The 14,499-nt window shown below is 74.6% G+C and carries 10 protein-coding genes and 1 pseudogene; 6 read left to right on the forward strand and 5 right to left on the reverse strand.

The window, feature by feature from the left end; genetic code table 11:
- Positions 1 to 2: 2 nt before the first annotated feature.
- On the forward strand, positions 3 to 905 hold the full coding sequence (locus tag ACU436_RS27755) for a DMT family transporter (RefSeq protein WP_459029902.1): 903 nt from the start codon (positions 3 to 5) through the stop codon (positions 903 to 905).
- Between the two features lie 527 nt (positions 906 to 1,432).
- The gene (locus tag ACU436_RS27760; protein WP_459030002.1) at positions 1,433 to 6,115 is read left to right on the forward strand and encodes an ATP-dependent helicase; all 4,683 of its coding nucleotides are present in this window, start codon (positions 1,433 to 1,435) and stop codon (positions 6,113 to 6,115) included.
- Between the two features lie 58 nt (positions 6,116 to 6,173).
- Here ACU436_RS27760 and ACU436_RS27765 read toward each other — a convergent pair whose 3' ends face one another.
- Positions 6,174 to 7,085 carry a LysR family transcriptional regulator gene (locus tag ACU436_RS27765; protein ID WP_459029903.1) on the reverse strand — a complete coding sequence of 304 codons (912 nt, stop codon included), beginning with the start codon at positions 7,083 to 7,085 and terminating at the stop codon, positions 6,174 to 6,176.
- A gap of 185 nt (positions 7,086 to 7,270) precedes the next feature.
- Between ACU436_RS27765 and ACU436_RS27770 the strand changes: the two genes are divergently transcribed.
- The 3 genes from ACU436_RS27770 (at position 7,271) to ACU436_RS27780 (ending at position 10,594) form a co-directional block, all read left to right on the forward strand.
- On the forward strand, positions 7,271 to 8,374 hold the full coding sequence (locus ACU436_RS27770) for a tartrate dehydrogenase (protein ID WP_459029904.1): 1,104 nt from the start codon (positions 7,271 to 7,273) through the stop codon (positions 8,372 to 8,374).
- Complete coding sequence (locus ACU436_RS27775; protein ID WP_459029905.1) at positions 8,371 to 9,537, forward strand: mandelate racemase/muconate lactonizing enzyme family protein; 1,167 nt, start codon at positions 8,371 to 8,373, stop codon at positions 9,535 to 9,537. The genes ACU436_RS27770 and ACU436_RS27775 overlap by 4 nt, the downstream gene beginning before the upstream one ends.
- A 115-nt stretch (positions 9,538 to 9,652) precedes the next feature.
- Complete coding sequence (locus tag ACU436_RS27780) at positions 9,653 to 10,594, forward strand: alpha/beta hydrolase (protein ID WP_459029906.1); 942 nt, start codon at positions 9,653 to 9,655, stop codon at positions 10,592 to 10,594.
- Positions 10,595 to 10,613: 19 nt separating this feature from the next.
- Here the strand turns inward: ACU436_RS27780 and yidC are convergent.
- Both yidC and ACU436_RS27790 read right to left on the reverse strand, forming a co-directional pair.
- Positions 10,614 to 11,303: pseudogene (yidC, locus tag ACU436_RS27785) on the reverse strand (membrane protein insertase YidC); the annotation flags it as partial.
- Positions 11,304 to 11,399: 96 nt separating this feature from the next.
- On the reverse strand, positions 11,400 to 11,693 hold the full coding sequence (locus tag ACU436_RS27790; protein ID WP_459029907.1) for a DUF6412 domain-containing protein: 294 nt from the start codon (positions 11,691 to 11,693) through the stop codon (positions 11,400 to 11,402).
- Between the two features lie 59 nt (positions 11,694 to 11,752).
- On the opposite strand from ACU436_RS27790, the gene ACU436_RS27795 reads away from it, so the two are divergent.
- Positions 11,753 to 12,496, forward strand: coding sequence for a GNAT family N-acetyltransferase (locus ACU436_RS27795; RefSeq protein WP_459029908.1), 744 nt, complete (start codon positions 11,753 to 11,755; stop codon positions 12,494 to 12,496).
- Here ACU436_RS27795 and ACU436_RS27800 read toward each other — a convergent pair.
- Positions 12,493 to 13,122 carry a response regulator gene (locus ACU436_RS27800; protein WP_459029909.1) on the reverse strand — a complete coding sequence of 210 codons (630 nt, stop codon included), beginning with the start codon at positions 13,120 to 13,122 and terminating at the stop codon, positions 12,493 to 12,495. The genes ACU436_RS27795 and ACU436_RS27800 overlap by 4 nt on opposite strands.
- Positions 13,122 to 14,411: a sensor histidine kinase gene (locus ACU436_RS27805; protein WP_459029910.1), complete on the reverse strand. Its 1,290-nt coding sequence runs from the start codon at positions 14,409 to 14,411 to the stop codon at positions 13,122 to 13,124. Before ACU436_RS27805 ends, ACU436_RS27800 begins: the two co-directional genes overlap by 1 nt.
- Between the last annotated feature and the right edge of the window lie 88 nt (positions 14,412 to 14,499).

A 14,499-nucleotide genomic window follows, 5' to 3' on the forward strand; every position in this document is an offset into this window, starting at 1 on the left:
GCATGGAAAGACGCGCGGACGCAACGGCGGGCGCGGCACTCGTCGTGCTGTGGAGCTCCGGCTTCGTCGGGGCGGAGCTCGGCACCCGGTACGCCCCCGCCGACACGCTGCTGGCCTGGCGATACGTAGTGGCAGCAGCCCTGCTGGGTGGGCTCGCCGTCGCGCTCGGCACCCGGCTGCGGCCGCGGGCCCTGCTGCGCCAGGGCACGCTCGGTCTGCTGTGCCAGTGCCTGTATCTGGGCGGGGTCGTGACGGGCGTCGGGCTGGGCGTTCCCGCCGGCACCGCCGCCCTGATCGCCTCGGTGCAGCCGCTGCTCGTGGCCGCCGCGGCAGGTCCCGTCCTCGGCGAGCACATCGCGCCGCGCCAACGCGCCGGGCTCGTGCTCGGCCTGGTCGGGGTCGCCCTCGTCGTCGCGGGGGACATCGGCCCGGGCAACGCCCCGTGGTGGGCGTTCCTGCTCCCCATCGGCGGGATGGCCGCGCTCACCACGGGCACGCTCCTGGAGCGGCGGTGGCGGCCCGCCGAGTCGCCGCTGCAGGCCCTCACGCTCCAGACGGTCTTCGCGGCGGGCGTCTTCGTCGCGGCGGCCGGGGCGGGCGGGCACCTGCAGCCGCCCGCCGACCCCGCGTTCTGGTGGGCCGTCGCGTGGGTGGTGGTGCTCTCGTCCTTCGGCGGTTACGGCGCCTACCTGCTGGTGCTGCGGCGCAGCGGCGCCCTGCGCGTCAGCACGCTGCTCTACCTCACCCCGCCGACGACGATGGTGTGGGCGCTGCTCATGTTCGGCGAGTGGCCCGGCCCGCTCGCCCTGCCCGGGGTGGCGCTCTGCGCGGTGGGAGTGGCCCTCACCCTGAGGCCCCCGCGGAGGCGGGCCGCGGATCCGACGAGCGGCGCGTTCGTGGGATAGGCGAGTGGTCCCGAACTGATCGGTGCACCCGGGCGGGTCGGTGACCAACGGCAGATGGTCGCCATCGGAGACCGCCATCTGCCCTCGATCAGCGATCCGCTGCGCTCACCACTGCGTGAGGAGGGTGTTGCCGAATCGGGGCGCGCTGCCCGGGCTTGATCAGCGCATGCGGTTCTCAGGCCGCACCCGTGCAGTGCACCCGTGCGGCTCTGTGACCGCACTCGACGATCATGGTTGCCGCGGGATGGACGCCGGAGTGTTCCGCGGAACGTGGCGCCCGCGCCCGCCGGGCCGACCGGCCTAGCAACACCTCACGGTCGCGGTCCTCGCGCTGGCGCGCTGCTCGGGCTGATCACGCGCTGCGAGTCGCACCTCAGCGTGGTCGCGGCCGCAGCGGGGTGCTGCCCGCATCGATCACGGGTCGCAGCTGATGTCCCGATCCTGACGATCAGCCACCATGATCTACCAGTTCGTCTCGGCGGAACGGCAATCCGGCGCGCCCCGGATTGTCGGACCCCGAGCGCATGATGGAGTCCGTGAGCGCGCTCGACCGGTTCTCCCCCGCCACCTCGGACTGGTTCCGGGGGGCCTTCGCCGCGCCCACGGCCGCGCAGGAGGGGGCGTGGGCGGCCGCCCAGGCGGGGCGGCACGCGCTGGTCGTCGCGCCCACCGGTTCGGGCAAGACCCTGGCCGCGTTCCTGTGGGCGCTCGACCGGCTCGCCGCCGGGCCGCCGGCCGAGGCCGCCCACCGCTGCCGGGTGCTGTACGTGTCCCCGCTCAAGGCCCTCGCCGTCGACGTGCAGCGCAACCTGCGCTCGCCGCTCGCCGGCATCCGCCAGGCCGCCACGAGGCTGGGCCTGCCGGTGCCCGACATCACGGTGGGCATGCGCACCGGCGACACCCCGGCCGACGAGCGCCGCCAGTTCGCCCGCACGCCGCCGGATGTGCTCGTCACCACGCCGGAGTCGCTGTTCCTGCTGCTCACCTCGGCGGCGCGGGAGTCGTTGCGGGGTGTGCAGACCGTGATCGTCGACGAGGTGCACGCCGTCGCCGGCACCAAGCGCGGCGCCCACCTCGCGCTGTCGCTCGAACGGCTCGAGGAGCTGTTGCCGGAGGCGCCGCAGCGGATCGGGCTCTCGGCCACCGTGCGCCCCGTCGACGAGGTCTCCACGTTCCTCGCGGGCGCGCGCCCGGTGGAGGTGATCCAGCCGCCGATCCCGAAGACGATCGAGGTGGCCGTCCAGGTGCCGGTGCCCGACCTCGCCGCGCTCGACGAGCAGCCCGCGGTGGGCAGCTCCGACGAGGAGGTCGTCGGGTCCGCGGCGGGCACCGCGCAGCGGCCGTCGATCTGGCCCGCGGTGGAGCGGCGGCTGCTGGGGCTGGTGCGGGAGCACCGGTCCACGATCGTGTTCTCCAACTCGCGGCGGCTGGCCGAGCGGCTCACGGCCCGGCTCAACGAGCTGGCGGCCGAGGAGGCGGAGGAGGCGGTCGATCTCGATGCCTTCCCGGCCGAGGCGATCGGGCAGTCCGGCATCGGGGGCGGTGCGCTGCCCACCGTCGCGAAGGCCCACCACGGGTCGATGTCGCGCGAGCAGCGCACGCTCGTGGAGGAGGAGCTCAAGAGCGGCCGGCTGCCCTGCGTCGTGGCCACCTCCAGCCTGGAGCTGGGCATCGACATGGGCGCGGTCGACCTGGTCGTGCAGGTGGAGGCGCCCCCGAGCGTGGCGTCCGGGCTGCAGCGGGTCGGCCGGGCGGGCCACCAGGTCGGCGCCGTCTCCCGCGGCGTGGTGTTCCCCAAGTACCGGGGCGACCTCGTGTCCTGCGCGGTCGTCGCCGAACGGATGACGGCGGGCGCCATCGAGTCGATGCGCTACCCGCGCAACCCCCTGGACGTGCTCGCCCAGCACGTCGTCGCGATGACGGCCCTCGAGCCGTGGCAGCTCGACGACCTCGCCCGGGTCGTCCGGCGGGCGGCGCCGTTCGCGGCGCTGCCCGAGTCGGCGCTGCAGTCCGTGCTCGACATGCTGGCCGGGCGCTACCCGTCGGAGGAGTTCGGCGAGCTGCGCGCCCGCATCACGTGGGACCGCGTCACCGACACCCTCAACGGCCGTCCCGGCGCGCAGCGGCTCGCCGTCACCTCCGGCGGCACCATCCCCGACCGCGGCCTGTTCACCGTGATGACGCCCGGCGGGGCCGACGGCCGCGGCTCGCGGGTGGGCGAGCTCGACGAGGAGATGGTCTACGAGTCCCGGGTGGGCGACACGTTCCTGCTCGGCACCTCCAGCTGGACGGTCCAGGACATCACCCACGACCGCGTGATCGTCACCCCCGCGCCGGGGCAGCCCGCGCGGATGCCGTTCTGGAAGGGCGAGCAGGTCGGGCGGCCCCTCGAACTCGGGCGGGCGGTCGGGGCGTTCGTGCGCGAGATGGCGGGCCTGTCCACCGACGCCGCGCGCGAGCGGGCCGCGGCGGCCGGCCTCGACGAGTGGGCGATCGACAACCTCCTCGCCTACCTGCACGAGCAGCGCGAGGCCACCCGCCACGTGCCGAGCGACCGCACCGTCCTCGTCGAACGCTTCCGCGACGAGCTGGGCGACTGGCGGCTGGTCGTGCACTCGCCGTTCGGGTCCAAGGTCAACGGGCCGTGGGCGCTGGCGATCGCGGCCCGGATGCGGGAGCGGCGCGGGGTGGAGGTCCACGCCTCCGCGGCCGACGACGGGATCGTGCTGCGGCTGCCCGAGGCCTTCGACGACTCCGGCGCCGAGGTCATGCCCACCGCCGAGGACGTGCTGCTCGACCCGGCGGAGGTGGAGCAGGTCGTCGTCGCCGAGCTGGGCGGGTCGTCGCTCTACGCGTCCCGGTTCCGGGAGTGCGCCGCCCGGTCGCTGCTGCTCCCCCGCCGCGACCCGCGCCGCCGCACCCCGCTGTGGCAGCAGCGGCAGCGGGCGTCGCAGCTGCTCACGGTGGCCGGGCGCTACGAGCAGTTCCCGGTCACCCTCGAGGCGATGCGCGAGTGCGTGCAGGACGTGTACGACCTGCCCGGCCTGCGGGAGCTCATGGCCGACGTGCAGGGGCGCAAGGTGCGGGTGGTCGAGATGACCACGCCGTCCCCGTCGCCGTTCGCGCGCAGCCTGCTGTTCGGCTACGTCGGGATGTTCCTGTACGAGTCCGACGCGCCGCTCGCCGAGCGCCGGGCCGCCGCCCTCTCGCTCGACTCCACGCTGCTCGCCGAGCTGCTCGGCTCCGAGGCCATCCGCGAGCTGCTGGAGCCGGAAGTGGTGGCCGAGGTCGAGGCGCAGCTGCAGCGGCTCGCCCCCGACCGGCACGCCCGCGACGCCGAGGGGGCCGCCGACCTCCTGCGGTTCCTCGGCGACCTCGGCATCGCCGAGGCCGGGGCCCGCGGCGTCCGCGAGGAGTGGCTGCACGAGCTGGAGGCCGCCCGGCGGGCCATCCGGGTGCGCATCGCGGGCGAGGAACGCTTCATCGCCATCGAGGACGCCGGCCGGGTGCGCGACGCGCTCGGCGCCGCGCTCCCGGTCGGGGTACCGGAGACGTTCACCGAGCCGGTGGCCGATCCCCTCGGGGATCTCGTGCTGCGCTACGCCCGCACCCACGGGCCGTTCGCCGCGAGCGAGTGCGCGGCCCGCTTCGGGCTGGGCGTCGCGGTCGTGGCCGGCATGCTCGACCGGCTCGTCGGGTCGGGCCGGCTGGTCCGCGGCGAGCTGCGGCCCCTCGCGCTGCAGCCGGACACCACCCACGGTGCCGACCCCGTCGAGTACTGCGACGCCGAGGTGCTGCGCCGGCTGCGGCGGGCGTCGCTCGCCCGGCTGCGGGCCGAGGTCGAGCCCGTGGAGCAGCAGGCGCTCGGGCGGTTCCTGCCGGCGTGGCAGGGCGTGCAGGCCGCACCGGGCGGGGAGCGCCGCGGCCGGATGCGCCGCGCGCCCGGGGCGGAGGACGTGCTCGGGGTGGTCGAGCAGCTCGCCGGGGCCCCGCTGCCGGCGAGCGCGCTGGAGTCGCTCGTCCTGCCCGCCCGCCTGCCCGGCTACACGCCCGCGCTCCTCGACGAGCTCACCGCGGCGGGCGAGGTCACCTGGTCCGGGTGCGGCCCGCTGGGCGGCACCGACGGCTGGCTCGCCGTGGCCCCGGCCGACGTCGCCGACCTGCTGCTGCCGGAACCCGAGGCCGACCCCGCCACCACCCCGCTGCACCGGGCGGTCCTCACGGCGCTGGGCCTGCCCGACCTCGACGCGCCGCCAGTCGGCGGGGGCGCCCTGTTCTTCCGCGAGCTCACCGACCGCACCGGCCGCACCCTGCTGGACGCCGGTGCGCAGGCGCCGGCCGACGACGCCGTGGTCGCCGCGGTCTGGGACCTGGTCTGGGCCGGGCTGCTCACCAACGACACGCTCGCCCCGCTGCGGGCGCGCCTGTCCGGCAGTGGCCGGTCCGCGCCGGTCCACCGCACGCGGCGCACCGCGGGCCGTGGCCGGTACGCCCAGCTGCGGGCGGGGCGCCCGGCCATGCCGAGCCGCACCGGGCCGCCGTCGGTCGGCGGGCGCTGGTCGCTCGCCGTCCAGCGGGAGCCCGACCCCACCCGCCGCGCCCACGCCCGCGCCGAGGCGTTCCTGGAGCGCCACGGTGTGCTCACCCGCGGCGCGCTCGGCACCGAGCGGGTCAGCGGCGGGTTCGCCGGCGTGTACCGGGTGCTGCGGGCCATGGAGGACTCCGGCCGGGCCCGCCGCGGGTACGTCGTCGAGGGGCTCGGGGCCGCCCAGTTCGCGGTGCCGGGGGCGATCGACCGGCTCCGGGCGCTGTCGCGTCCCGACGGCGCGTCCGGGGGCGAGCGGGCCGGCGTGGTGCTCGCCGCCGCCGACCCGGCGCAACCCTACGGGGCGGCGCTGGCCTGGCCGGCCACGGTGGGCGAGAGCAAGCACCGGCCCGGCCGCAAGGCGGGGGCGCTGGTCGTGCTGGTCGAGGGTGCCCCGGTGCTGTACGTCGAGCGGGGCGGCCGGTCGCTGCTGTCGTTCTCCACGGATCGGGAGGAGCTCGTCGCGGCCGCCCACGCCCTCGCCGGCGCCGTGCACGAGGGCTGGCTCGGGAGCCTCGCGGTCGAGCGTGCCGACGGGGTCGGCTCGCTCGGTTCCGACCTGGCCGAGGTGCTCACCGAGGCGGGGTTCCGGGTCACGCCGAAGGGGCTGCGGCTGCGGGCGTGACCGGCCGCGGGCTTCGGCGTTGGCGGTCATCTCCGCTCGCCGTCCGAGCGGACTGCCGTCAGCCGCCGGCCTGCTGCGGGGCGGCGGCGGGGGCGGGGGCGGGGGCGGCGACGAGGAGGAACGCTCGGGCGGCGGGAGAGAGGTCGACGTCGCGGTGGACGATCGAGGCCTCGAGCCGCTCGTCGGTGACGAGGTCGTGGACGACGAGCCCGGCCTCCCGGGCCAGGGCCCGCCACGCCTCGGCCATGATCGCTATTCCGGTGCCGCCCAGCACCATCGGCAGGATCGCCTCCCGGTGCTCGGTCTCGACGACGGCGATCGTCGACCGGTTCGCCGCGATGACCTGGTCCGCCACCCGGCGCATCCCGGTGCCCGGCTGGCCGATGACGAGCCGGTGGCCCTCGAGCTGGTCGTAGGTCAGCGGGCCGCGCGCGGGCAGGTTCGCCTCCCGGCAGGAGACGACGATGAAGCCCTGCCGGGTCAGCGGGTGCACGACGAGGTCCTGGGCGTCCGGTGTGGCCGTCACGGCCATGATCCCGAGTTCGACGCCACCGGAGCGCACGAGGGACATCACGGTCTGCGGGGTCCCGGCCGCCCGGATCGAGATCTGCACCATCGGGTACCTGCGCACGAACCGGTCGATGACGGCCGGCAGCGGGTCGACCGCCTGCGACGGCATCGTCGCGATGAGCAGGCGCCCGGTTCGCAGCCCGTTGACGGCCTCGACGTGGGCGCGGGAGAGCTCCATCCAGTGCAGGACCTGGCGGGCCGGGGCGATGAGCGCCTGGCCGGCGGCGGTCAGCTGCAGCCGGCGGCCGGTCCGGGTGAACAGCTCGGCGTCGAGGTCGCGCTGGAGCGAGCGCAGCGCCTGCGAGACCGACGGCTGGGCGACGAAGAGCTTCTCCGCGGCGGCGTGGACACCGCCCTCGTCGACGACGGCGAGGAAGTACTGGAGCTGCCGGACGTCCACAGCGGCACGCTACCGGTCGATGCGGTGCAACCTATGTGATATGCCGCCCGTTCGGGCGACAGGCGCCGTGTCGGCGCCAACGGATAAGCACCGATTATCAATGCTATCGGATGTTGGTCTTGGACACCGCCGCGCCGCCGGCGGTTCACTCCGTTCCGGACCGCCCCTTCCGAACCGGAGACACGATGCCCAGCACCGCACGCACCTACCGCATCGCGACGATCCCGGGCGACGGTGTCGGCCGCGAGGTCGTCGACGCCGGGCGCGTCGTCCTCGACGCGGCCGTCCGCAGCGTCGGCGAGGACTTCGTGTTCGAGTGGACCGAGTTCCCCTGGGGGTCGCGCCACTACGGCGAGACCGGCCGGATGATGCCCGAGGACGGCCTGCAGACCCTCGAGGACTTCGACGCGATCTACTTCGGCGCCGTCGGCTGGCCCGGCGTGCCCGACCACGTGAGCCTCTGGGGCCTGCGCCTGGCGATCTGCCAGGGCTTCGACCAGTGGGCGAACGTCCGTCCGGTCGTCTTCCACCCCGGGGTGACCTCCCCGCTGCGCAAGGCCGACGCGGCCGACCTCGACTGGGTGGTCGTCCGTGAGAACAGCGAGGGCGAGTACGCCGGGCTCGGGGGGCGCAACTTCTCCGCCCGCGAGGGCGGCGAGGTCGCGGTCCAGAGCTCGTTGTTCACCGAGACGGGCTGCGAGCGGATCATGCGGTTCTCGTTCGACCTGGCCCGCACCCGCGACCGCAAGAAGGTCGCGAGCGTGACGAAGTCCAACGCCCAGCAGTACGGCATGGTCCTGTGGGACGACGTCTTCCGCCGCGTGGCCGCCGACTACCCGGACGTCGAGACGGAGTCCGTGCTCGTCGACGCGATGGCCGCCCGGTTCGTCCTCGACCCGGAGAGCCTGTCCGTGGTCGTCGCCTCGAACCTCAACGCCGACATCCTGTCCGACCTCGGCAGTGCCCTCGCCGGCAGCCTCGGGATCGCCGCCAGCGCCAACCTCAACCCCGAGCGGCGCTACCCCTCGATGTTCGAGCCCGTCCACGGCTCGGCTCCCGACATCGCCGGGCGCGGTGTCGCCAACCCGATCGGCGCCGTCGCCAGCGGCGCACTGATGCTCGACCACCTCGGCCACCCCGAGGCGGCCGACGCCGTGCGCGCCGCGATCGACGTCACCACCGCCGCAGGCACCCGGACGAAGGACCTCGGTGGGTCGGCCACGACCGAGGACGTCACATCTGCGCTGGTCTCAGCCCTGCTCGACGAGCGGGAAGTGGCGGTCCGATGAGGATCGTCGACATCCGGGAGCGAACGTTCCCGATCAGCTCCCCGATCCGCAACGCCTACATCGACTTCAGCCGGATGACGCTCAGCCTCGTCGCCGTCGTCACCGACGTCGTCCGGGACGGCAGGCCGGTCGTCGGGTACGGGTTCAACTCCAACGGGCGCTACGGCCAGGGCGCGATGATGCGCGAGCGCTTCGTCCCGCGCGTGCTGGAGGCCGAACCGTCGACCCTGCTCGACGACACCGGGGGCAACCTCGACCCCGCCGCCGTGTGGGCGGCGATGATGACGAACGAGAAGCCCGGTGGGCACGGCGAGCGCTCGGTCGCCGTGGGCACGATCGACATGGCGGTGTGGGACGCCGTCGCGAAGATCGAGGGCAAGCCCCTGTTCCAGCTGCTCGCGCAGCGGTACGGGAGCGGGGAGCCCGACCGGCGGATCTTCGTCTACGCCGCGGGCGGGTACTACTACCCGGGCCAGGACCTCACGGCGCTGCAGGACGAGATGCGCAGCTACACCGACCGCGGGTACACGGTCGTCAAGCAGAAGATCGGTGGCGCCGACCTCGACACCGACCGGCGGCGGATCGAGGCCGTCCTCGACGTCCTGGAGCCCGGCCAGCGCCTCGCCGTGGACGCCAACGGCCGGTTCGACCGGGACACCGCCCTGCGCTATGCCGAGGCGCTCGCCCCGTACGACCTGTTCTGGTACGAGGAGCCGGGCGACCCGCTCGACTTCGAGCTCCAGGCCGAGGTCGCGGCCGCCTACGGCCCGCCGCTCGCGACGGGAGAGGACCTGTTCTCCATGCAGGACGCCCGCAACCTCATCCGCTACGGCGGGCTGCGCCGGGACGAGGACTGGCTGCAGTTCGACTGCGCGCTGAGCTACGGGCTCGTCGAGTACCTGCGCACCCTCGACATGCTCCGGGAGAACGACTGGTCGCCGACCCGGTGCATCCCGCACGGCGGGCACCAGATGTCGCTCAACATCGCCGCGGGCCTCGGCCTGGGTGGGAACGAGTCCTACCCGGACCTCTTCCGGCCCTTCGGCGGGTTCCCCGACGGTGTCGTGGTCGAGGACGGATGCATCACGATGCCGGACCTGCCCGGCATCGGGTTCGAGGGCAAGGCCGACCTGTACTCGCTCATGGCCGACCTGGCCGGCTGAGGAGCGCGCCGCCATGCGGGCCGGGGGTTCGGCCAACTCGTCGGATGACGGCAGCCGCTTCGCCGGGGAAGATCGGTGGCACGGCGCCGTGACCGCCGTCGATGCGGAGGAACCCATGAGCTACCCGTTCGACCCCGAGCTCGCCGAGGCCGTGGCGGCGATGCCACCCACCGAGATGGCCGACATCCCGAGCGCCCGGGTACAGATGGCCGAGACGTTCGCGGCCGTGTTCGGCGAGCCCGACCGGTCGGGCGTGCAGGTCCGCGACGAGCTCGTCCCCGGCCCGGACGGCGCGCCGGACGTCCGGCTGCGGATCTTCACGCCGGACCGGGTGGCGGCGCCGGCCGCGATCTACGACGTCCACGGCGGCGGCTTCATCGTCGGGACCATCGACATCTTCGACACCATCAACGTGCGGCTCGCCCGCGAGCTCGGCGTCGTGGTCGTCACCGTGGAGTACCGGCTCGCTCCCGAGCACCCCTATCCCGCTCCCCTCGAGGACTGCTACGCGGGGCTCGTGTGGACGACGAAGAACGCCGACGCGCTCGGCGTCGACCCGGACCGCATCGTGATCCACGGCGAGAGCGCGGGCGGTGGGCTGTGCGCGGGGCTGGCGCTGCTCGCCCGCGACCGGGGCGGCCCGCGGGTCGCGTTCCAGTACCTCGGCATCCCCGAGCTGGACGACCGCCTCGGCACCCCGAGCATGCAGGCGTTCACCGACACGCCCATCTGGAACCGGCCGAACGCGGTCGTCAGCTGGGACTCCTACCTCGGCGCGGGGAAGCGGGGTGGCCCGGACGTGCCGTTCTACGCCGCCCCGGCCCGGGCCACCGACCTGGCCGGGCTGCCGCCCGCCTACGTCTCGGTGATGGAGTTCGACCCGCTGCGCGACGAGGGCATCGCCTACGCCCAGGGGCTCATGCAGGCCGGCGTCTCCGTCGAGCTGCACGCGTACCCCGGGACGTTCCACGGTTCGTCGATGGTGGAGCAGGCCGCGGTGAGCCGCCGCCAGCTGGACGAGCAGCTGGTGGTGCTGCGCCGGGCGCTGGGGCTGTAGCCCCGAGGACCAGCCACTGCTGTCCGAGCGTCCACGCGCTGTTCGTGAGCCAGTAGAGGAGGATCGCCACCGGGAACGGGAAGAAGGCCCCGCCGACCAGGACGCCGAGCGGGAACACCCAGGGCGTCCACCGCATGATGCCGGCGAGCGGGCCGTCGGCCGGCTGCTGGCGCACCGACAGCCGGGCCGTGAGGTGTGTGGCCAGGCCGGCGAGCAGGATCAGCGGCACGGTGACGATCGCGATGTCCCAGCGGTCGGCGAGCCCGCCCAGCGCGTCGAGCGGCATGCTCAGGTACGCCGAGAGCGGGACGTCGAACAGCCGGGCATCGAGGAACGAGCCGACCTCGTCGGGACCGAACGCGTAGTTGGCCAGCCCCGTGTGGAAGCCGGTCAGCACGTGCAGCAGGCCGAAGAACACCGGTACCTGCAGCAGCATCGGCAGGAGCATGCTTCCCGCTCCCACGCCGTGCTGGCGTTGCAGGTCGCCCGTCTCCCGCAGCATCCGGGCGGGGTCGTCGGCATGGCGGGTGCGCAGCTCGGCGAGCTGTGGTGCCAGCTCGCGCAGCACCCGGCCGGACCGCACCTGGGCCAGGAACGGCCGGATCAGCAGCGCGCGCAGCGTGAGCACGAGGAACACGACGGACAGGGCCCAGGTGGCGCCGCTCGCCGGGCCGAAGACGGATCCGAACAGCTGGTGCCAGCACCACATGACACCGGAGACGGCGTAATAGAGAGGATCGAACAAGGCAGCACTCCACGGGAAGCCGGGTCGGGGGACGCGTCGACCGGCGGCGTGGAAATGTGCCTACACCGCCGGGAGGATCTCCGACGGCGCTCGGGAGCGGGTGTGCCCGGGGGCGTCCGGGTCGCGATGGCGGGGCACGGGCCTGCGGGCGAGGGCCCGGTGGTGGTCGCGGGCGGCGATGACCGGCCCGGACCCGCTGAGCGCGGGCAGGACGGTGGCGACCTCGGAGGCGATGGCCCACGCGACGACGAGGGTGCCGAGGGCACCGACGAGGACGGCGGGCTCGACCGCGGTGCCGGCCAGCATCGCGAAGACGGCTCCGGCGAGAGCGACGAGTCGCAGGATCGGAGCCACGACCCCACCTTACCGGTATCCGGTGGCGCCCCGCCCCGCATCGCGGCAGGCTCCACGGCGTGCTCACCGTCGCGCCCGACCCGCTGCGCCCCTGGTTCACGCCCGAGCGGCCCGGCCCGCTGGTCTTCGAGCACGTCGCGCGCACCGGGCACGGCCGGGTGCGGGTGGACCGCTGGCCCGGCCCCCGCGTGGTGATCGCCGAGCTGCCCGGCAACCTCTCGATGCGCGGCGACCCGGACCACGTCCCGCCCGCGGAGCTGGCGGAGCTCTCCGGTTTCGTCGACGCCCCGCCGGAGTGGTTGCCCGCCCTCCGCGCCTCCGACCCCCGGGTCGCCCCGTGGCACCGGCTGATCGCCGTGCTGCCGCCCACCGCACCGGCCCCGGCACCCGATCCGGGCATCGGGCTGCTCACCCCGGACGACGCGCCAGCGCTCGCCGAGCTCAGCACCGACAGCGCGTGGATCGCGGAGACCTGGGGCGGGGTGCCCGGCATGCTCGCGGCCGGCACCGCGCGCGGCGCGCTGGTGGACGGCCGGGTCGCCGCGATCGCCGTGCCGTTCTACGTCGGCGGGAGCTACGAGGACATCGGCGTGGTCACCGAGCCGGACCACCGGAGGAAGGGGCTGTCCACGGCGTGCGCGGGCGCGCTGATCGCCGACATCCGGGCGCGGGGCCACGTGCCCACCTGGTCCACGTCACCGGACAACACCGCCAGCCGCGGCGTCGCGGCCCGGCTCGGGTTCGTCCACCAGCGCGACGACGTCCTGTACGCCCTCCGCAGCGCGATCCCGACGTCCTCCTAGGAGGTCAGGAGGCCGCGCTGGTACCCGGCCGCCACCGCGGACGCGCGGTCGCGCACCTCGAGCTTGGCGTAGATGTGCAGCAGGTGCGTCTTGACCGTCGCCTCGCTGATGAACAGCCGCCGCGCCGTCTCCCGGTTGGTCGAGCCCTCCGCGACCAGCCACAGCACCTCCACCTCCCGCGCCGACAACGCCTCCTGCGCGGGTGCGCGGACCTGGCCCATCAGCCGTCCCGCCACGGCCGGGGACAGCACGGCCTCGCCGCGGTGGGCGGCCCGCACGGCGCGCAGCAGCTCGTCGCGCGGGGTGTCCTTGAGCAGGTAGCCCGTGGCGCCCGCCTCGATCGCGGGGAGCACGTCGCGGTCGGTGTCGTAGGTCGTGAGCACCAGCACCCGCGCGGCCGGTGCCCCGCGGCGCAGCTCCCCGATCGCCTCGACGCCGCCCATGACCGGCATCCGCAGGTCCATCAGCACCACGTCGACCGGCATGGCCCGCGCCCGCGCGAGCGCCTCCGCGCCGTGGCCCGCCTCGGCGACCACCTGCATGTCCGGCTCCCCCTCCAGCACGCCGCGCAGGCCGTCGCGGACCACGGGGTGGTCGTCGACGATCAGCACCCGGATCGGATCCATCACCTGACCTCCGCCGGGATCGCCGGCACGCTCGCGGAGAGCGCCACGCCCTCGCCCGGTGCGCTCTCGACGCTGAAGGTGCCGGCCACCCGGCGCACCCGCTGCTCCATCGCCACCAACCCGAACCCGGATCCGTGCACCGCGCCGGGCGTCGCGCCGGGCCGGAACCCGCGCCCGTCGTCGCGGACGTCGAGCACCACCACGTCGTCCATGTAGGACAAAGTGAGCCCGGCGCGGTCGGCGTTCGCGTGCTTGCCCACGTTCGCCAGCGCCTCCTGCGCCACCCGGAACAGCGTGACCTCCAGCTCCGGCAACAACCGGCGCGGATCGCCGGTGGGGTCGACGACGAGCTCGGCACCGGTCGTCTCGGCCCACCGCTTCGCCATGTCGGCGATCGCGTCGGGCAGCTGAGCGTCCGCGAGCTGGCGCGGCCCGAGCGCGTCCACCGAGCGGCGGGCCTCCGTGAGGCTGTCCCGGGCGAGCGCCCGCGCCGTGTCGATGTGCCGGCGCCGCACGTCCGGATCACCGCCGGACGCGCCGGCCGCCTCCAGCTGGGTGACGATGCCGGTGAGGCCCTGGGCGATCGTGTCGTGGATCTCCCGCGCGAGCCGGGACCGCTCGTCGAGGACCCCGGCCTCCCGCGCCTGGGCGAGCAGCTGGGCGTGCAGGATCGCGTTCTCGTCCATGGCCTCCGAGAGCCGGCGGTTCGCGGCACCCAGCTGGTCGATGACCTCCCGCCGGCGCTGGTTCTGCTCCGACATGAAGACACCCATGTAGGTGCCTCCGCCCCCGAACAGGGCGTTGGCCACGGTCAGGACGGCCACGGCGACGCCCAGCCCGGGTGTGAAATCGGCGAACCGGCCCCCGACCTGCGCGTACCCGACGACTGCCGCTCCGAGGACGACCGCGACGAAAGGCCAGCGGCCGCGCAGGAACGCGAAGGCGTGGAGGTAGACGGCCAACACCTGGAACGCGAAGAGCGGCGAGGCGTGGACCAGCGCGGTCATCAGCACGAGCAGGCCACCCAGGTAGACGCCGCCGGCGAGCGGCCGCTCCGCCCGCGGCCGGCGGCCCGCGGTGAACCCCGCGCACCACGCCGCCGTCCCGGGGACCAGCGCGCCGATGAGCACCCACGGCCACACCGGGCCCCCGGACAGGAACGGTGGGGTGAGCGCGAGACCGATCGCCAACCCGGCGTAGGGGGCGTACCGGCCGATCGCCGTGTCGATGCGGTGCTCCACCGCGTCGAGCCGGCGCGCCGTCTGCTCGACCCCCGACGACACGGTCATCCCGCTGCTCCCACCGGAACACCGTATCCGCGGCCGACCAGCGCCTGATCCATCGATCGGTGGATCGCCGATCGAGCTGCGCTACCGT

The organism is Pseudonocardia wallangbongensis, from assembly GCF_054486945.1.